Source organism: Maridesulfovibrio sp. (assembly GCF_963676065.1).
Lineage (GTDB): Bacteria > Desulfobacterota > Desulfovibrionia > Desulfovibrionales > Desulfovibrionaceae > Maridesulfovibrio.
The window spans coordinates 2,909,898-2,930,347 of record NZ_OY780933.1 but is presented as its reverse complement, the minus strand read 5'-3'; the positions used below and the strand labels follow the sequence as shown (position 1 = coordinate 2,930,347).

20 protein-coding genes are annotated in these 20,450 nt (G+C 44.0%); all 20 read right to left on the bottom strand.

Going from position 1 to position 20,450, the window contains the following annotated elements; genetic code table 11:
* Positions 1-39: 39 nt before the first annotated feature.
* The 20 genes from ACKU35_RS13165 to ACKU35_RS13070 all read right to left on the bottom strand — a co-directional run bounded on the left by ACKU35_RS13165 (position 40) and on the right by ACKU35_RS13070 (position 20,427).
* Positions 40-750 carry a hypothetical protein gene (locus ACKU35_RS13165; protein WP_319759731.1) on the bottom strand — a complete coding sequence of 237 codons (711 nt, stop codon included), beginning with the start codon at positions 748-750 and terminating at the stop codon, positions 40-42.
* 3 nt (positions 751-753) lie between these two features.
* On the bottom strand, positions 754-2,016 hold the full coding sequence (locus ACKU35_RS13160; RefSeq protein WP_319759728.1) for a sulfite exporter TauE/SafE family protein: 1,263 nt from the start codon (positions 2,014-2,016) through the stop codon (positions 754-756).
* Between the two features lie 26 nt (positions 2,017-2,042).
* Positions 2,043-2,453, bottom strand: coding sequence for a response regulator (locus tag ACKU35_RS13155; RefSeq protein ID WP_319759727.1), 411 nt, complete (start codon positions 2,451-2,453; stop codon positions 2,043-2,045).
* 16 nt (positions 2,454-2,469) lie between these two features.
* Positions 2,470-2,841 carry a response regulator gene (locus ACKU35_RS13150; RefSeq protein WP_319759724.1) on the bottom strand — a complete coding sequence of 124 codons (372 nt, stop codon included), beginning with the start codon at positions 2,839-2,841 and terminating at the stop codon, positions 2,470-2,472.
* A gap of 10 nt (positions 2,842-2,851) precedes the next feature.
* Positions 2,852-3,283, bottom strand: coding sequence for a response regulator (locus tag ACKU35_RS13145; protein WP_319759722.1), 432 nt, complete (start codon positions 3,281-3,283; stop codon positions 2,852-2,854).
* 60 nt (positions 3,284-3,343) lie between these two features.
* Entirely contained in the window at positions 3,344-5,056 is a 1,713-nt protein-coding gene (locus ACKU35_RS13140) for an ATP-binding protein (RefSeq protein ID WP_319759720.1), read from the bottom strand.
* Positions 5,049-5,465 (bottom strand): response regulator, encoded by a 417-nt coding sequence (locus tag ACKU35_RS13135; protein WP_319759718.1) that lies wholly within the window; start codon positions 5,463-5,465, stop codon positions 5,049-5,051. Before ACKU35_RS13135 ends, ACKU35_RS13140 begins: the two co-directional genes overlap by 8 nt.
* A gap of 233 nt (positions 5,466-5,698) precedes the next feature.
* The gene (locus tag ACKU35_RS13130) at positions 5,699-7,117 is read right to left on the bottom strand and encodes a sigma-54 dependent transcriptional regulator (RefSeq protein ID WP_319759716.1); all 1,419 of its coding nucleotides are present in this window, start codon (positions 7,115-7,117) and stop codon (positions 5,699-5,701) included.
* Positions 7,102-8,604, bottom strand: coding sequence for an ATP-binding protein (locus ACKU35_RS13125; RefSeq protein WP_319759714.1), 1,503 nt, complete (start codon positions 8,602-8,604; stop codon positions 7,102-7,104). Before ACKU35_RS13125 ends, ACKU35_RS13130 begins: the two co-directional genes overlap by 16 nt.
* Before the next feature lie 176 nt (positions 8,605-8,780).
* Entirely contained in the window at positions 8,781-10,307 is a 1,527-nt protein-coding gene (locus tag ACKU35_RS13120; protein ID WP_319759712.1) for an ATP-binding protein, read from the bottom strand.
* A 15-nt stretch (positions 10,308-10,322) separates the two neighbouring features.
* The gene (locus ACKU35_RS13115; RefSeq protein ID WP_319759710.1) at positions 10,323-10,757 is read right to left on the bottom strand and encodes a response regulator; all 435 of its coding nucleotides are present in this window, start codon (positions 10,755-10,757) and stop codon (positions 10,323-10,325) included.
* Positions 10,758-10,770: 13 nt separating this feature from the next.
* Entirely contained in the window at positions 10,771-11,670 is a 900-nt protein-coding gene (locus ACKU35_RS13110; RefSeq protein WP_319759708.1) for an ATP-binding protein, read from the bottom strand.
* Positions 11,670-12,065, bottom strand: a complete 396-nt coding sequence (locus ACKU35_RS13105; protein ID WP_319759706.1) for a response regulator — start codon at positions 12,063-12,065, stop codon at positions 11,670-11,672. Before ACKU35_RS13105 ends, ACKU35_RS13110 begins: the two co-directional genes overlap by 1 nt.
* Before the next feature lie 9 nt (positions 12,066-12,074).
* A complete protein-coding gene (locus tag ACKU35_RS13100; protein ID WP_319759704.1) occupies positions 12,075-13,736 on the bottom strand; it encodes an ATP-binding protein in 1,662 nt (553 codons plus the stop codon).
* The gene (locus tag ACKU35_RS13095; protein WP_319759702.1) at positions 13,733-16,339 is read right to left on the bottom strand and encodes a PEP/pyruvate-binding domain-containing protein; all 2,607 of its coding nucleotides are present in this window, start codon (positions 16,337-16,339) and stop codon (positions 13,733-13,735) included. The genes ACKU35_RS13100 and ACKU35_RS13095 overlap by 4 nt, the downstream gene beginning before the upstream one ends.
* Before the next feature lie 18 nt (positions 16,340-16,357).
* Positions 16,358-16,741 carry a response regulator gene (locus ACKU35_RS13090; RefSeq protein WP_319759700.1) on the bottom strand — a complete coding sequence of 128 codons (384 nt, stop codon included), beginning with the start codon at positions 16,739-16,741 and terminating at the stop codon, positions 16,358-16,360.
* 120 nt (positions 16,742-16,861) lie between these two features.
* A complete protein-coding gene (locus ACKU35_RS13085; RefSeq protein WP_319759698.1) occupies positions 16,862-17,410 on the bottom strand; it encodes a YIP1 family protein in 549 nt (182 codons plus the stop codon).
* A gap of 10 nt (positions 17,411-17,420) precedes the next feature.
* Positions 17,421-17,573, bottom strand: coding sequence for a hypothetical protein (locus ACKU35_RS13080; protein WP_319759696.1), 153 nt, complete (start codon positions 17,571-17,573; stop codon positions 17,421-17,423).
* Between the two features lie 72 nt (positions 17,574-17,645).
* The gene (locus ACKU35_RS13075) at positions 17,646-19,496 is read right to left on the bottom strand and encodes a DASS family sodium-coupled anion symporter (RefSeq protein ID WP_319759694.1); all 1,851 of its coding nucleotides are present in this window, start codon (positions 19,494-19,496) and stop codon (positions 17,646-17,648) included.
* Between the two features lie 31 nt (positions 19,497-19,527).
* The gene (locus ACKU35_RS13070) at positions 19,528-20,427 is read right to left on the bottom strand and encodes a response regulator (RefSeq protein ID WP_319759692.1); all 900 of its coding nucleotides are present in this window, start codon (positions 20,425-20,427) and stop codon (positions 19,528-19,530) included.
* Positions 20,428-20,450: the final 23 nt, after the last annotated feature.

The following is a 20,450-nucleotide window of genomic DNA, read 5'->3' as shown; positions in this document are numbered from 1 at the left end:
CGCAACCCGCTTATAATTAGTTGTTTTACAGAACTAAAACTACATGTCTTTATTTCTACTGGACTTCATTTCCAGGCCTAAACCTTCGAACATGAAGAATATCGCATAACCCCACCACATGGTGTAAACAACGTAGAAAACCAATGAAAAAAGGATGATTCCCCAGCGCTCCGAAGCTTGTTGTCCCTCAATACCATAATAGTTGTAACCAACTTCTATGGCACGATTAATGACGTTCTTACTGATGAACGTTGCCGGAGGAAAAGCTTTCTGCTGATCCAGAGAGCTTTTCACTTCTTTCATCGTCTGCCACCATACATATAGAGCCTGTCTTGCGTCCATTCCGTATTTTTCTTCAATGACTTGTCCCTTATTGTGAAACATTGCATCTGAATCTTCCGTTGCAACGGTCATGAGCTTTCCGATATCTCCTGAAACCGAAATACCCTGACCTGATTTAATAATGCTGAAACCATTCTTTTCTAAAATAGTCGTAGCATAAGGAATATATTTAGGCGCATCTTCAAAGATAGTTGTTTCAAATTTTTTCCCTTCAAACTTTTTAATTCCTTCCATGACTTGAGGGATATAATAGGTTGATCCCTTGGAAATTGAATTGAACAGGGCATCTGAAGCATGAAATGCGTTCATACCGTTAAAACTGGGGGTGAACATATAATAGAGAACTGCCAAAAAACCTATTGCAAGAGTCAGCCCCTGATAAAATACCTTTTTATTGCGTACCAACATAGCTTAACCCTCTCTAAGTCCCTTGGTTTTGGATAGGAACGTGCTTATTACCCACAATGCAAAAGCACCTATAGTCAAGAAGAACAGCCAATTACCTATATTTGTTAGAAACATAGATAAATCCTGACTTATAGAAAGAATCTTCATGTCGTTAAGCTTGCCGGGCATAGCGAACAACCTGTTTACAAACCCGGCCAAAATAGCCAGAGCATAAAATCCACGGATATATAATCCGGGAACAAGCTTGGTTACGAGTGCCCCTACCTGAATACCCAGCAGTGACCCAAGCAACATCCCCATTGCCAGTGTGTAAAAGATAAAACCGTAAATTGCGTACTGACTTATTGCAGCAAATCCAGCGGTAAAGATAATCTGCAGAATGTCAGTTCCTACAGTTGTGAAAGAACTCACTCCGAGTACATATACAAACATCGGAAAGGTCAGAAAGCCACCGCCAACGCCCATAATTGCAGCCATGAATCCCACGATTAAACCACAGAGAGCTACAAACAGGCCGGATATTTTTTTACCGCCGGGAATCAAATCTTCATCAAATGAAATCATCGGTGGAATATTCGCAGACTGTAGCTTGGCAGGAAGTCCACCTGTTCCGCCACCACCTCCACCGTGAGCATCACCGCCTCCGCCAGCCTTGCGCAACCGCAGAAAGTCAGTCATGGCATACATGCCCAGGAAGCCCAGCAGAACAACATAGATAACAGAGATAAAAGCATCAGAAGCAACAGGATTAGCCTCGTAAATCATGCGGTTCAAAACTCCGCCTCCGAGTACACCTGCTCCTGACCCCACTAAAAACGCAATGGCCAGTCCAACGGAGACATTGCCAAGTTTTTTATGTACAGCCGTTCCCATGATCGCTTTTGCAAAAATATGAAACAGGTCGGTACCTACTGCCAGAATACCCTTGATACCTGCCGACATCAAAGCTGGGGTAATGATGAAACCTCCACCAGCCCCGATACACCCCGTAATCAGACCAGCACACAGCCCGATAGCAATAGATGCCATAAAAATACCAGTGGTATAAAAAGCGGGAGTGTAGGCTTTTTTACCACCGAGCATTGACGGCAAGTCAATAGTATCCGCAAATGCGAGAGAAACCATAAGCCCCATCGCAGTAAGCGCAGCAAGAAGCCACACCTTGCGTTTATCTTGAATAATGCTGGTAGAAACCTCCAGATCCCATCTTGCATGAGCTATCGCTGCCTCCTGCATAGCTGCATAAAATTTTCGTGCGAACTTCATAAAATCATCCTTATTTTATTTTTTACTTACCCGTTCTTAGCCATTGCCGTTATTATTTCCTCCTGATGCGCTTTGCATCTGAAGGCATCTTCTAATTTGTAATAGAGCTTCTCGAATTTTACCGGTTTCATCATATAATCAAATGCTCCCAGCTCCATGCCTCTAATGGCGACCTCGACACTGGCGTGTCCTGTGAGCATAATGACTTCAATCAGCGGCCATTTCTGCTTGATCAAATTAAGAAGGGTCAGACCGTCCATACCGGGCATTTTGACATCGAGTAGAACCACATCAGCCTCAAAGGTTTCAAGCAGACTGAGAGCCTGTTCGCCTGATACGGCCAGTTCAACTGAATTTCCGCGCTTACTCAGCCGCTTGCCCAGTGTGCGGAGGAAATCCAACTCATCGTCAACAAGAAGCAGTTTGATGGAGCACATTGCAGTTTTCTCCATTTTAATGATTAACAGCCTGATGAATTTTTTCGAGTAACTCTTCCAGATCACAAGGTTTTAAAAGATAATCAAAAGCACCGTACTCCACGCCCTCTTTGGCCGCTTTCTCCGAACCGTGCCCTGTAAGCATGATCACAGGCATGTCCGGGTCCATCTTTTTGAATATCTTGAGAACCTCTATGCCATCCATGTCTTCCATCTTTAGATCCAGAATCGCGACATCAAAATCATTCTTCCTGAGAATCTGAATTGCTGTGGTGCCCCCGACTGCAGTAAGAATATCCAAACCGCGTTTCCCGAGACGTTTTCGCAAAACATCGGTAAACCCGGTTTCATCATCTACAAGCAGGACCCGGATCACTTCAGTAGTCATGGCAGCTCCCCTAATCGCCTCTGCGCAATTCAATATGCCTAGCTCTGGCTTCATAAATCTTTGTTTCCTGAGACTGCTTTTTCAAATAGGCATCTTTAATTTTTGCAAGAAGCTCTTCCATCTCACAGGGCTTCAACATGTAATCAAATGCTCCGTTTTTCATGCCATCAATGGCGCTTTCAACCGTGGCATGACCGGTGAGCATAATAACTTCCACCAACGGATGTTCTGTCTTAATTATTTTAAGGACATCAATTCCGTTAATTCCGGGCATTTTCACGTCCAGAACAACAACATCAATGGCGCTGTTCTCTGCAAGATATTCAAGTCCATCCTGCCCACTATAAGCCGTGTGAACAGTCAAACTTCGCTTGCTGAGTCGCTTTGACATGGTGTCCACAAATCCATGCTCGTCATCAATAAGAAGAACAGTAGCTAACATGATACAACCTCCTGTTTTATTTTATTTTTATATACTGAACACTAATTACAGCACACATCACTAATTTCCCGAGTATTCGTCCTTCCCTATTTCAGATCCAACTGAAGGCAGTTTGAGAGTAAACACGGTTCCTCTGTCTAGAGCTGATTTCACAGTGATTTCGCCATTCATTTTACTTATGATGCCGTAGATTATGGACAACCCGAGTCCGGTCCCTTTTCCAACAGGCTTGGTCGTAAAAAAAGGATCAAATATTCGAGGAAGATTGGATTTTGGAATGCCGCATCCGGTATCTGAGATAGAGACCATCACAACACCGTTTTCAGAGCGTGTTGCGATATCCAACTCCCCTCCTCCGGGGTCCATTGAATCGATGGCATTATTGATGAGATTTAGAAAAACCTGCTGCAATTCAGAAGGACTCGCAGCAACTTCGGGCAAATTATCTGCCAGGCTGGTTTCAATATTAACATTGGCATACTTAGCGCGCTGTTCACATAATTCAGCCATTTCATGGATCAGGTCATTTAAACGAACCCGTATAATGGTCGGATCAATCTTATGCGCAAAACTCAGCAGTTTATGAGTGATATCCTTGCAGCGGGTTCCCTGACTTCGAATCTGATTTAGAGCACGAGCAACTTCTCGCTCGTTGTCGTCTACATACAGCCCCTCACCAAGCAAATCCTGAATCCACCCAGCCTCTTCAACCATAATGGCTACAGGGTTATTGATCTCATGAGCGATTCCGGCTGCCAGTTCACCGACGGAAGCCAGTTTTCCGGCTTCTATGACCTGCTCATTCATAATGTCCTTTTCAATATCAGACAGCTCTACCTTACGAGCCATCCGTTTAGACATGAGATAAGCCATTACAATAATGGACATACCACCGAAGAAAAGAACTACTGCCGCCAGATTTCTGGCCTGATTGAGATCGGAAAAAGCATCACTCACATCCTGCTGATAAATCATCAGCCAATTGCCGTTTTTGATAGGGCTGATCACAAAAATTGTCTCATGCCCGGTTGCGGGATTTGTCTCCATACTGATGGAAGCCCTACGCCGCACTAAACCTGAAAATTTATTCTTTCCGGCAGCCAATTCCTTCAAAAAAGGAACCTCTTTTATGATATCTTTGCGCGGAGTAGTTTGAAATTCACCCTTACGATTAATAATGAAAGCCAAGCCGGTTTCACCTATGCGGATATCTTCCACCAGCTTATTGAAAGCGATGAAATCAAGAGTAGTCCGCAACACCCACTTCTCACCTTCCGATTCTATAAGAACGGCTATAATAAAATGCGGAACCCCTCGAAGACCGAGAAAAACATCGCTGACGTATACTTGGCGCTCCTGTACATTCTTGAACCAGCCTGCTTCGGCGTAATTTGCGCCTCGAAGATTGAATGGTCCCACATAAGTAACCTGAATGCCTTTACTATTCACCAGCCCGAGATCAACAAAAGCCCCTCTATGATGGCGAAGTAAAGAATTATGCAAGGCTTCAAGACGGATTTCGTTTTTTAAATTGGCTATACCTTCCACATCCGCCAGAACCTGTATTTCAGCTATTTTTTCTTTAAGGTAGGAATCAACACTTTGATCGTGCTTGAGAACGAGTTCACGTAAGTGGGCTATAACTTTTTCCTTATACGCAACGCTGTACTGGTACCCGGCTAGAAGTGTGATAATGAGCAAAGGAGTGAACGACACGAGAATAATCGTGAACATCATACTCTTGGCAAGACCATGATAGTAATGGTTAGACATAACTTTCCCCCGACTCATCATCCTCAATCAAATCCGGATAAAAACGGGAAAGTACAATTGAAACCATTCTGGTCAGGGTTTCAGGGTTACCGCTCTTCTCGACCATAGCGGCAACCTTTTGAAGAGAAGGATCGCCGGATAACTCTTCAAGATAGCTGTGCAGGATAACAGGAATGTTCGGATAATTACTCACAAGCTGCTGTATCAGCCCGCCATCCAACCCCTCAGGAGTATTCACAGCGAGCAGAACAAGATGAGTCGGAGTGTCTGAGTCGAGTTTAGAAAACAACTCACTGCTGTTCCCTGCACCCTCTACGATAAAATTTCGTTTTGAAAATTCCCGACGCAAAAAATCCCGCATGCGGGGGTTACGTTCTACTATGAGAATTCTAACTTCAGTCCTTTGCATCCATTCCTCCAACAGGTTTACATCTGGAATGGTTATGGCAATAGTTGTGCCAAGGACTTAAGCAAAATAAGAATACATCAACACCCTAAATTAATTAGATATTAATCTAAAAAAAATTACTCAAAACAAACAAAATCGCCTTATAGCTGTCCGTTTTTTTTACAACACGAAAAAAAAGCCGTCGCCCACAAACATGGACAACGGCTTTTATTAAGCAGGTATAGCGAAAATTCTTAATTAACTTTAGTGTGTGTTCTCAAACCATATTTATCAATGCGGGCATTCAAAGTAGGCCGCGTCATACCGAGTAATTTTGCTGCGCGGGTCCGATTTCCTCCTGTAATTTCCAAAGCTTCACCGACAACAAGACGCCCTGCGTAATCCATGAGCATTTCAAACCCGTTTTCCCCGGCATGTTTTGTAAGCACCTGCCGAATTTCAGCTCTGAAAGCATCATCCGAAACATCAGAAGAAGTGTGTCTGTCGGAACCAAGACCGACAACCTGCGTAAGCTCATCCCGGGTTATGGGAGCGCCGCGGTTGAAAATCAGAGCTTTCTGTATCGCATTTGAAAGTTCACGGACATTACCGGGCCATTCATGAGTTGCCAAAAACTCTTTACTGTCTTCAGACAGACCAGGATTACGCATCTCCATTTCAGCACTCAAATGATCTAAAAAATGATTGGCAAGTTCAAACACATCATCACTTCGTTCGCAAAGCTTAGGAAGCCTGATAGTAACTACGTTAAGCCTGTAATATAAATCTTCGCGAAAATCTCCTTCCGCCACAGCTTTCTCAAGGTCACGATTGGTTGCCGCCAAAATACGTACATCAACCGGAATTGATTTTCCGCCACCGAGACGCTCCAACTGTTTTTCCTGTAACAACCGAAGAATTTTTGCCTGAATATTAAGAGGCATATCCCCAATTTCATCAAGAAAAACTGTTCCTCCGGCAGCTTGTTCAATGCGTCCTGCCCGGCTGAGGTTTGCTCCGGTAAACGCCCCTTTTTCATACCCGAATAATTCAGATTCAAGTAAAGTGTCAGGAATCGCGACACAATTAATAATCAAAAAAGGTTTTTCCTGACGCAGACTATGCTTGTAAATAGCCTGAGCCACCAACTCTTTTCCCGTTCCTGATTCCCCACGGATAAGCACCAGCGCATCTGTTGCCGCAACCCGGCCTATAGATTTGTATACCTTCTGCATAGCGCGGCTGCTGCCCAGCAATTGATTCGTTGTTGAAGATACCTGCTCCCGTGTCTCGGTATGTTCTCTGCTCCGCCTGGATGTGTCCAAAGCCTGATTGATCAAGGCTAACATTTCCGGAATATCAAACGGTTTCAAAATATAATCGTAGGCCCCCATTTTAGTGGCTTCGATAGCTGTTTCAGTTGTGCCGTAAGCGGTCATAATTATTACAGCCAAACGCGGAGCGGTCTCACGCATCTGCTGAAAAGCTTCCAACCCGGTAATGCCGGACATGCGCATATCCATAATAACCAAGTCTGGAATCGTGTGATTAACAGCTGCCACGCCAGCCTCACCAGAAGAAGCAACACGCACAACATGCCCCTCCTGCTTCAAGAGCTTCTCAAAACTCTGTCGCAGTTGCGAATCATCATCTACTATCAGGATCTCAGCCATGTACTTGCTTCCTTCAGGGGTAAAGCCATCACAAAAGAGGTTCCCTGCGCCCCCGAGTCTTTAAAGTGTAACCACCCGCCATGTTCAGTCATAATGCGATTAGAAATGGATAAGCCCAGTCCTGTTCCTTCTTCCTTGGTAGAATAAAACGGCTTAAAGATATCATCTCTGAATGAAACAGGAATTCCGGGACCATTATCCGAAACTGTTACAGTCGCCATCTTTCCGTAAGGAGCAATAGTCATAGAGTCTTCTATGATGGATATTTTGCCTCCATCGACCATTGATTCGCAGGAGTTAAGAATCAAATTCATAAGAGCTTCTTTGAACTGTTCCGGGTCGGCATTCACTTTGGGCAATTTTTCCCTGCGACAAACAGTGACTGCAACACCGCATGATTCGAGCCGATGACTGAGCAGAGTCAGGGTACTGTCAACCAAATCAGACGGAGACACCACTTGAGGCCGAAGTTTGGGAGGACGGGAAAATTCCAGAAAATTTCTTATAATTGTATCCAGATGTCTGATTTCTTCTGAAATAACTTCAAAATCTTCTTTTTGAACGACATCAAGGTCAAGACTACGCTCCAGCGAAAATAAGCGCATCTTCACAGAGGTCAGGGGGTTACGAATAGAATGAGCCATACCTGCTGCAAGCTTGCCGACTGTAGCCATTTTCTCGGACTGGGCAACCTGATCACGGCTATGTTGAAGCATGTCGTAGGCATTTTCTACATCATCAATCAAATTTTGCATGCGCTCGGACAATGCGCCCATTTCACCGGAAAGAAAATCAGGGACACCCTTTTCTTCCAGTCTGGATAAACGGCGAATCGGATCAAGAATACGTCTAATCAAGATAAAACCGATCCAAACTGCCAGTATCGCGGACAAAGGAACTGCCGCAAGAGACAAAACGGTCAAAAATTTTGCCTGATCTTTGTAATTGGCTGCCGCCAGACGAATTCGTTCCTGATGCAATTGTTTGTACTGCTCGCACAAATCATAAATCGACTGAAATCGAGCGCGAATCTTACGGTGCAGCTCAACGCCTTCTGTATTTTGATTCTTCTTGTACAAATCAATAACTTCACTTCGGGAATGGATGTAACGCAGATAGTCTGATTCAATACTGTTTAAAATAGTCCGTCCCTTATCCAGATAATTAGTTTCTCTGGCTTTACTGAGCAAACTTTCAAACTGCCTATTATGCTTCTCAAGACGAATAAGCCACTGATCGTTATGGTCCAGTGAATAATATGTCGTGAGTCCCTGCTGAGCCATCAACTCTTTTTCAAGCCCCTGTGCGGAAAGCAATGCGCTAATGTCTGATTTTTCCATATGTTGGAAAATATTCTGAGTTGCGTAGACATACCACAACGTCATTCCAGCTACGGCTAAAGTCGCAGCCACAAGGCCTATCAGCAAAGATAATAATTTTACGCGCAAAGAAAAGCGGCGAGAACCGGGATGTATTTTATCAACCATAACGGATTTTTTTACCGAATAATTATTCACAATTACCAAGAATTAAGGCCGGCACACAAACTCTGTCAGCAACTGTATTATAGGTTTAATAGTATCATTTATTCAAGGAATTAATGAAGATACATATCAAAAAAATAGAATGCCTCTTACTGAAAATTCCCACATATCCTCAGAAACTAACCTGTGACGGCTTCACTTGTTTCTGTAGTCTCGACATCAAGAGCCGAAGGCAAAAATAGCGAAACAGTTGTTCCATGCCCAGGTTTACTTGCCAGTTTCACCCGCCCGCCCAGTTCTTCAACAATCTTCTTGATCATTGCCAATCCAAGCCCGCTGCCGTCTTTCTTGGTAGAGTAGAAAGGATTAAAAACACGATCCTGCTCATGTTCATTCATGCCAACTCCAGTATCAGTCACCTGCAAGACAACATCACCACCTTGCAAACCAAGACTTAGAGTAATATCACCGCCTTCTGGCATTGCTTCGACAGCATTTTTGACTAGATTAACTATGCACTGCTTCAAAGCATCTTCATCCCCGAGTACATTAGGAAGGAGCGATGCAGAGCAAACCTCTATCCGGTAACCTCGCTGGCCATAGCCGATAGACATCAATTCTGCAGCACTCTGGACAACAGACAAGATATCTACCTCTTTCCTTGAAATATGAGCAGAACGGACGAAATTAAGCATATTCGTAAGCAATCTATCCAGCCGCTTTGTTTCTTCAACAATTATCTGAATCTTTTCACGATCCTTTTCATTAAGGTCTGAAGACTTTGATAATGAATTGGCAAAACCACCTATTGCAAAGAGCGGATTACGAATTTCATGCGCCAGATACGTGGACATCTCACCGATAACAGCAAGCTTGTCGCGCTGGTTCTGGTGCTTTTCACGATGAGTTCGTTCAGTTATATCCCGGTGCATGACCATGATGTGGGTCATTTGTCCCCGGATGTCGAAAATTGGGTAAGCGTAAAGTCTGTAATATTGAAGCAGTCCGTCCCGATTCACCTTTGTTACAAGGGATTCTTCTTTTTGCCCGCTGCAAAGAGTCTTATGAAATGGACACTCCGGATCAAAACAATCACAAAAAACTGAACCGTCACGCTGGCGCGCGGCATTCCAGCAGGTTTTGCCGATTAATTCACTTTTGGGAATTTCGGCCTTCCGCCAGACGACACTGTTCAAATCCACAACACATCCGTTCTTATCCATAAGAAAGATATCTTCACGTATTTCATCAATAATCGACTGAATCAAAACCTGCTGCTGAGCAATATTACTCTTATAATTACCCTTCACCAGAGCCATATCATGCAACCCGCAAAAGAAAATGATCTCCCGATGATCCATTAGAGAAATGGAATCAGGGAGCTGTTGTCTCAGGGTCGAAAACAACTCGATACTGCCGGTCATTTCAATTACCAGATTAATATCACCGTGGTGTTCAAGCATATCAGCAAAAGTGGTGTATATTGGAATACCAAGCTCACCAAGCGCGGTAATATCTTTCTGATGATGGACATCGCTCACCGCTGCCAGCGTCATCTCAGGAAGAAACTCCCTGAAAACATCATTGTTAATAATATCCAAAAGCACCTTAAAGCCAGCTCCAATCCCGACAATCCCGATATTAAAGGGCTTCATTGAACCGTTCCAATAGCAGATATTCATATTATCTTGAGAAAATTCAGTCATAAGATATCTCCCTGATTAATCAGGATTGTTCAACAGGTCGTGGATTCCGATTTTGCCATTACGAAGCATTTTCTGCTCATATGCCTGATTTACTTTTTTTACTATATCCTGAAATGATGCCGGCTTTAGAATATAATCGAACGCTCCATGCTGAATCAAATCCACAGCACGGCTAATAGAGACATGCCCTGAAAGAAAAACTGTCACCACATCAAAGCAATTCTGCTTAATTTTATGAAACGTTTCCTCGCCGGACAGTCCGGGCATTTTAATATCTAGCAATACAACATCAAAATCACCTGCCGCCAGTTTTTCAAGAGCAATAGATCCATCAGCAGCTTCGTCCACTGCGTAGCCTTTATCTTTAAGCATACGGACTGTTGTCTGCCGAAAACGATCCTCGTCGTCGACAATCAGAACCCGGGCAAGATCCTTTAGAGAATTTTCCATCTTATCCTCCTGATTAAATGGGAACATGAACTGTAAAAGCAGCCCCCTTTCCCGGTTCCGATTCTACGGAGATATAGCCGCCTAACTGGTTTATAATCCGAAGACTGACCGACAGTCCGAGTCCAGTGCCTTTTCCGGGAGGCTTGGTTGTATAAAAGGGATTAAAAATTTGTTTTATTTCATTTTCCGGTATCCCCGTTCCGGTGTCGCAAACCTTTGCAAAAACCATATCGTCACTGTGCCAAGTGGTTACAAATATTTCACCATCCCTCTCTACAGCTTGAACAGCGTTATTAAGCAGGTTTAGAAAAACCTGACGCAATAAAGGAGGATCTGTTTTAATTTTCGGAATATCAGAGCTGAACATTTTTACTATCCGGATATTTTTAGATTCTGTCTCAGATTGAACCAACATCAGCATATCCAGCAGCAATCTATTAATATCCGCAACCTGCGTAACAGGGTGCCGCTTTCGAGCAAAATCCAGCAATTCCCGAGTAATATCAGAACAACGCTCAATCTGTTGAAAAACAACTTCCAGACTTTCCCGAACCTCATACATTTCTTCCTTCGTCGAATCTTCATGAAGATTCACCCGCATCAACTCGGCTTCCTGCATGATAATATTCAAAGGATTGTTTATTTCATGCGCAATACCGGTCGAAATTTCACCGAGAGCAGAAATTTTTTGGGATTGCACCAGTTGATTTTTAAGATCAGCGTGTTCATCACACACTTTACTAAGACAGCAAAAGGAGGATTTAAGGAGCAGCCACAAACCGGCAGAAGCCGCAACAGCAACAATACTTCCGGGCAGAGGCCACTTATAGGCAACAGCCAGTATTGCCAAGTATGACACTGGGTATGCATATTGTCCCAATTGCATAACTCTCTTGGTACGAGCCAGATTCATTAAACACCTCTGACCTTTCGTTTAAGAACAGCATGCTCGTTGGCGGCAAGTATTCTCTCAAGCAGATCATCAATCAAAAACGGCTTGAGGATATAGTCATATGCTCCATGACTAATACCTTCGATTCCCGACTGTACGGACCCATGCCCTGTAAGCATAATCACTTCAGTATCTCTATAACGACGCCGAATTTCCTTAAGAGTCTCAATCCCGCTGAGCCCCGGCATTCTAACATCCAGAATAACCACATTGACGGAAGTTTTTGATAAAAACTGCAAAGCTTCCTGTCCTGTATTTGCAACATCAACATCCACATTTCGCTTTGCAAGCCTGCGACCTATCAATTTTAAAAAAGTAGGCTCATCATCAACCACAAGCACTCTTACTCTGGACATGGTCACTCCTTAGCTATCGCTGGCAACGCCTGATAGCGGTAGAAAAAAAGTAAATACAGCCCCCTGTCCATGTTCACTTTGCGCTATGATTTTACCACCCAGTTTATTCAGTGTGCTGTATATGATAGACAACCCCAACCCCGTGCCCTCGCCTGCAGATTTTGTTGTAAAAAAAGGATCAAACACCTTTGAAAGCTGGTCCGACGGAATGCCCATGCCGGTATCGCTGACCCCCATAGCAATGAAGGAACCTTCAACATGACTTTCCAGTGTGATACGTCCATTCTGGCCAACAGCATCAATTGAATTTTCCAGCAGATTGAGAATTATCTGCTGAACCTGATTCGAATCAGTAGTTATTAACGGCAGATTCGAATCAAGATCGAAAACGACCTCAATATTGCGATGCCTGATTTCATTTTCCAGAAAGCCAACGGTCTGTTTAGCCAACATATTAAGATCCACATCTTCCTGAGCAGGTTCCATTCTACGGGCAAACCCCAACATTCTGTGTGTCACGGTGCGTGCTCTTTCCACATGGCGATCAATGTCGCTAACGGCCTCATTGAGATCATCCAAAGCTTCAAAACCGTCTAACTCTCCATCATTAATCAGATCACGAATCCATCCGGCACTCTCTCTAATTATGGACAAGGGATTGTTAATCTCATGCGCCACTCCTGCCGCCATTTTGCCTAGAGAAGCCATTTTGCTCGATTGTATAACAGTTGCATCCATAGCAGCCCTTTCATCATTTGCCGCCTTTAATTTCCCGACCACAGAGGTTATAGTCAGGTACGTACCTGCGAAAATCATGCATGCACAAACCAGAAACAAAATATAAACCATATATTGAACCCGTAGCAGTGGAGAAAGCTCCTCTCCGGGACTTTCCGTCACAACAAGTTTCCAATCAGTAAGTGACAAAGAAGTTATGCCCGCAACATGCGGCGTTCCGTTTTCAGTCCATTCACAAATGTCCACGATTCTACCACCTGAATATTCAGGAAGACCGGCTTTGGATAAAACCTTACCGCCGAATCTTGAAGGAGTTTGAAGTTCCCAGTTCCGGTTGATGAGGTAAGCATCCCCAAGCTTGCCACTACGGACATTTCTGACAAGGGCGGTAAAAACATCAGAATCAATGGTGGCCCTTAATATCCATGTTTTACCAGCCTCACGCCTTTTCACGGCTATGATGAAATGTGGAAAGTTCCTGAATCCCATAAACACATCACTTATATAAAGACCTTTGAGCATGACCTGATTAAACCAAGCCTCGTCTTTGTAGTTTACATCCCTGAGATCAAACGGACCGCTATAAGCTTCATGTCTGCCATCCTGCCCCACAACTCCGAGATCAATAAATGACCGTGATGTATTATGAATTATGTCGAAAAGAGAATTAAGATAAGTCTGGTCAGTCAGCTGCGCGATGGTGTGAGTATTGGCAAGGTTCTGCAATTGCACCACTCGTTCATTTAAAAACATATCAATTGTGTCCCGCTTGCTATTCACAACGAGCATCAAATTACTGGTCATCTTTTCTTCGTAAGACTTACTGAACTGATCATGGATAACAAAACCCAACACAAAAAGAGGGATGAGGGAAAAGCTTAAAGTTATAGCGATCAGCTTCCACCTGAGCTTTGTATAGGACGTGGCTATCATAAGCCCCCCCCGAGCCCAAAAGATTGAAGACTGTAGCTGGATAAAACAACTTTGATATCCTTCTCGAATTTAAGCGTATAATCCTGATACGCACTGGAATCAGACATAACCATGTCAATCTGTCTGGTGTGCACCAGTAAATATCCGACTACGGCAAGGGCCCGTTCAACAGCTTCTGCTGAAACACCTTCGATTCGGGCAAACAGCGAATCTTCCTTAACATCAACAATGAATCCCTGCTTTTGGAGAATTCCGGCTATCAACCATGAACGGATAATACGGCGCGATTTGTCTGCCCCACCTCCTGAAAATTGAAAAAAGGCGTAATTCTCATCAGGATCATCACCAGCATACCCCTCCACCGTGCAAAAATGGAAACCGAAGCGGGATTGAAGATTGCAATAATTTCTGGACACTATGAAGTAGTTCCTATTGCCCATATCATTAGACATCCCGGGAGCCAGAGCCGGATTACAGGCTGCTTCAGATATGACTGACATAAGTCCGGAAGTCTGAACCGGTGGAGGTCCTTCCCATGGAATTTTTGTCATACCTATCCATAAAGATTTCATGGGATTTGAACTTATATCGGAAAGACTTATATATTTATCATCAGCCGAAGAGGATGTTCCCCCTCCTAGATCTATCAGCCAGTACTGAAGCAGATTCTCACCCTTCAATCTCCTGGCGTTTGCCGCCGGCATAGCGCTGTCACGGAACATTTCCGCCACAGCCTTTTCATGACAAAATCGAGTGATATCGTGCAATGAAACACAATTTTCAGGTGTAAACTCAGGAGCCTCAGGATCAGTCAAAGAAAGCAGAACAATAAATGGCAGTATACTACGTAATGCCAAGGCGACAGAACTAATCTGCGGCAGAACAGGCGCCTTCTCCCGAGTTGCATTTTGATCTTCAAGACACCCCCTATACACCTTGCCCGTAGCCGTGTTTACAGTAACGCCTCCAAGGCCTGATAATTTCTCCACGGCACCTTTAATCCCGATAAAAGCCGGAATTCCAAATTCTCTCGCGACATTGGCAAGATGTCCGGTTACGCTGCCATGTTCAGAAATAAGAGCCGCAGCTCGCGGCAATAATGCAGCCAAGCAGGGTTTCGCATTATGAGTAAGAAGAACTGCGCCGTCAGGAAAATTGAGCATGTCGTCATCTGTTTCAACTACGAATACATTACCAAAGGCAAATCCATGGCTGGCAGAAACACAATTGCTGAAAACAACAAGAGATTCATGTTCATCATATTCAGAACTCTGATCGATTAGGCTCTGTGATACTGCAACCGATAAAGGGCGACATTGGAGGATATAAATATGACCGTCCGAAGATTTAACCCATTCTATATCCTGAGGACAATTGAAATGGGCTTCAATGCTTAGCGCTATTTCAGTCAGTTCAATGATTGTAGAATAAGAAATTGAAGGGGCACTGCGGCTGTATTCCGAGATTTTAACTTTGTTGATCTCACTCTTTGCGGAAACTGAGCATTGCCACACTTTATCTGCTATAAAAACTTCAAGAAGAGTAAGATCGGTACGATCAATAATCCACGTATCAGCAGGCGAACTTCCATCAACAATTGAACTGGGATGCCCCGGCACTGCACTTATTATTAACGCATTGTCGTGCTTTCCCATGGGATCGCGAGTATATATAACTCCACCCGCCACAGCTTCAATCATCTCAAGACAACCTACACACATGACCAGCTCATCTTCACGAAGCCCCTGATTAAGTAGATAGGTCATGGCGGTAGCAGAATACATGCTTGCAACAACTGCTCGATAAGAATCAAGTATGTTCTCTGATGAAACTCCCAAAATTGAAAGGAATTGCCCTGCAAAACTGGCCTCGCCGGAATCTTCTCCGAGCGCACTGCTGCGTATTGCCAACCGTAAATCAGGCCTGTCTGCCGAAAGTTCTGCACAATAATTCTCAATAGCATCTTCAAGTTCAGCAGGCATGGCAGCAAGATCTATTGCATGTTTTATATTTTTTTCCAAAGTATAAAGATTATTTAAATCATTACTGCCAGCTATCTGAATCAAACGATTGATTTCATCATCCAGACCGGAATTTTCCATAAAATAGAAAAAGGCTGAAGCTGTTATGGAAAAACCTTCAGGGACTCGAATGCCCAGCTTAGACCTTATTTCTCCAAGCATGGCCATTTTCGATCCCGTTTCAGAAATAGAATTAGCACTGATTTCATCCATACTTAAAATCAGCCCTCCCCGAAATTGACCGGTTCGACTGTCTAAAGTCTTTTCGATAGCCATAACAATGAGATTGAAAACATCTTTTAAAGCTTCATACTTCCCGGGATTCATGCGGCATAAACGTTCAATCATCTGGCGAACATTTGCCGACACTTTAAGACTTTGAGACCTAACATGAGACATTGCGAAAAAACCATTTGAACGGGATTCTTCACTCATCTCTGCCATCATTTCCAAAGCCTTGCTGTTTGCGGCAAGTAAGAGTCTGAAATTTTCACAGCGCGCGACAAAATTTCGTGAACCGTCATCCTTTTCATTTGAAGGATTCCGTACAACTCTAGATATAATATCAAAGATTGAGCGCATAATTATATCTCCGAACGGTCAAACAAGATCAAACGTCCTGGACCGGACCGCATCCAGCATTTTGCAGTATAAATCGTCGGTTCCGACCGGCTTCAGCAGATAATCAAAAGCCCCGCAATCCATTCCTTCGATCAACACTTCGGATTTTGCATGTCCCGTTAAAATGATGACAGGAAGACCAGGAGAAAACGCTTTAATCTGCCTGAGTGTTTCAATTCCGTTCATTCCCGGCATCATTACGTCTAAAACGACGACATCAAAATCTGCGGCTTTTATAGCCTCAACGGCATCACGCCCGCTGCACGCCACACTTACATCAACATTACGTCGAACCAGCCTCCGCACATAGGCGTTAAGAAAATCGTTTTCGTCGTCTACAAGCAACAATCTAATCTTCTTCACTTCCTGACTCCTGTATGTATTTCTTACCAGTGGGACCGGGGACTCTATGCCCCCGGTCCAGCGTGTGAGGGGGTTAGCAGGGCATGTTGCATAAGATAGAAATATTAATAATTTAAAGCGCTACTCAAAACCTGCACGCAATTCCAAAATAAGAGGTGCGGCCGTCCAGAAAAATATCAACAATAACGCGGCGGTCAGAATAACCAAAAGAGCCGATTGCAGCTTTCCTAAACCGCATGCCTTAACTAATCCGATTCCTACGAGCACAGCGCGAACAGGTTCCATAACCATTGCGAGACCGGGAATCCATGAAATGACCATGAGCGCCCCGCCGGCATAAGCGTAAACATTGAAAACTTTGCTGTATGGAACCCTGCTCAAAGTAGACATGTTGATAATGCAAAAAGTAAAAGCAGCGGCCAATGCAGGCATCAAGACGGCATTTACCATCATAATAACGCCCATTGTGAGAGAATTTTCGAAGAAATATGTCATGCTTACGGAACAATAAAAAATTCCTGAAATCATTAAAAAGAAGAGCGCTCTTCTAGATCCGCTTTCATCCGCAATACTTTCAAAATATTTTGCAGGAGAACGCATAATCGCAAAAAGAGTATCCATGAACTCTCTGATTCCCATCTTTTCACTATGTGTGCATAAAACTTCCATGACACTTCTCCTAGCCTATGAATCGACTGAAACCTTCAACCATGCCCCAGACGAGCATGATGAGCGTCAGAATAAAAAGAACTCTCCGCTCGGTTTGCTTGCTGAAATAAGTAGTTCCGTTCTCATAAACAAATAGCTGTTTATTGTTTTTGTTACTTTTCATAATTTTCTCCTCATGGCCCGGCGGCCCCTATAAAATAAAGACCGCCGGGGTATATAAGCCTCATTGTCGTTGTTAAAATCCCGGCAATCCACCGAATCCGATTCCGCACCAGTAAATTGAGGTGAGAATGACAATCATAATATTAGCGATAAACCACATGGGCACCCCGACTCTAAGGTAATCCTTAGGCTCAAGATATCCTGAAGCGTATACAATTGCGTTAGGAGGAGTACCGATAATGAGGCAGTATGCGAAGGAAGATGAAATAGCTGTAGCCATCGCCATAAACGGCAGGAACGTTGTTCCCGGATGGACAATACTAGCCATATTCAAAGTTATAGGACCAACTGCAGCGGCGGCGGGGCCGTCAGCCATTAAGTTTGTTAATACGGCGGTTAAACCGTTTGAAGTCAACATGAGGGGAATCCCCTTGTCCATACCGAGCGGGGCAAGAGTATCGATAACCGACTGAGCCAGCCAATATGCAGCTCCAGTCTTATCCAAGGTACGGCCGAAGATAATCGCACCAGCATATAACCAGACTACACCCCAATCCACCTTTTCCTGATAATCTCGCCAGTTAACAACACCGGCCAGCAGATAAGCCACGGCTCCGGCAACGGCTATTACGCCGATCCCAAGACGGATGGGATAAATTCCCATGTTGTAGAATTCCTTCTCAGTAAACCAGCCGAAGACCATTATTGCGAAGATAATCATGGCCCAGATTTGATTCTTATTCCACTTACCCATCTTTACTATTTCACCTTCAAGATGGCGCATAGCCGGAGCCAGAGAGCGAATTTTCGGTTTAAACACGGTATTGGTTATAATCCATGTGAGCGGAATCATGACGATAACAAACGGCATACAGTACATGATCCACTGCGCATAACCAATGTCCATGCCGAACATGTCGGAAAGATAGGTCATCATGATAACATTTCGAGCACCACCTGACGGAGCACCCGGTCCACCTACATTACAAGCCATAGCAATTGCGATCATCAGCATCTTAGCGAGTTCCTTATCTTCAGGAATCTCGTCAGTAAGACTGTTTTGATAAAGCAACATACCGATAGGCAGGAACATCGCCGCCAGAGCATGATCGGAAATAAACGCAGCAAGCGGACTGATTACGAGAAAGAAAATAAGCGTAATCCAACGAACATTCGGCACTGCCAGTTTCTTAAACATGAGCAGGCACATCCTCTTATCCACTCCCGTTTTTACGAAAGCAGCCGCGAACATAAGCGAACCCATAATAAACCAGCAGGCATCATCCCAATAAAGTCCAGCAACTTCACTTCGGGAAACAACTCCTGTGAAAACAAGAATCAACCCAATACAGAAAGCTACACCTGGAAGCGGCATACATTCCGTCATAAAACAAAAGACAACAAAGACCATCATGGCAATGGCGACCTTTATTTTCCATGCGCCTTTGTCTGCACTTTTTTTATCGGCGGAAGACAAATCCTCATATGATAGGTTATTGCTCCGAAGATCAAACGCACCCTTCATAACCGTAAGATAGGCGGCGTCTGTAATTTTGGTGTTTACGTATTCAAGAGCTTTCTTCAAATTGGCGGAATCGCCTTGAATCTTATACTTCTTCAGCCACTTTGCATCACGCTTCATAAATCGGTCTTTGGTTAAAGCTCCCATCCGCATGTTTTGTTCCATCATTTGAGCAGTCAGCACCTGCCACTGCTCAACCTTGGAACTTTCATTATGAAAAAGCTGTTCACTAATATAATTAGTCACAACCTTAGCGCCCACGGAATATTGCATTCCCACTTTTTTCATTCCCTGTGATGCGGGAAGAAGAAGGAGTATCGTAAATATTACAACCGGGATTATCAGCAACTTCCAGTTAACGAACTTGTCGTAACCTGTTGCCCTTTTTACTGCTTGAGCCATGTTTCACCTCTATCGCTTTACTTCAATATAGTTAGCTTGATGAGATTATCCGGGCGATCTCATAGAAGAGTTCCTGCTCCCGGACAATTCCGATATCCTTACCGTCTTTCTGAACAACCATGCGCCGCGCAGGGATTGTCACCATATTGTTGGCAACATCCATTAGGTTGGCGTCAAAGCTGATGGTCGGAAGAGTGTCAGACATCAGCTCACACACAGGTTTGTTCATAATTTCCTTGACGCGGGAGGTGAAAAGCCCCTGCCAAAACATGGCTGAATACTGCAGACTATCTGCCATTGAAGGCTTAGGGGTTGTCAGATAAGCAGGCCTGATTTCATTAATGAGATTTAAAGGATTAAGTATACCAGCGACACTGCCGTCAGGGTTGGTGACAACAACCGAGCGATGCCCGGTATCCATCAACCTATTAGTTGCCACAAATTCACTCATAGCCTTTTTCAGTGCTGTGATGGCATCACGCACGGTGCTGTCACTTGGAATCATGGTATAGTCATCAAGAGGAATCATGACCTCTCCTGCCAATCTTTCCCGATACGGCTTTTTAGAGGCAAAATCGTGAGCATCATGAATCTTGTCAGCCAAAAGATCGATATCACAAGGCTTGGCAAGAAAATCGAACGCACCAATTTTATGAGCTTTTTTAGCACCGGAAATGTCTCCGTGCCCAGTAAGCATGATAATTGGAACATCCGGCACAATCGCCTTAATCCGCTCCAATGTCTGATGCCCGTCCATTCCACCCATCTTCACATCCAGAATTACTACATCCGGATTCTCCCCCATTTTTTCCAAAGCTTCTTCACCACTTTCAGCCAGAATTGTTTCAAATCCTTTGCGGGACAGTATCTTAGCTGTCGTGTTTCGGAAGCGTTCCTCATCGTCAACCATGAGGACTTTAATTTTATTCATTATCAACCTCCTTGAAGTTCTAT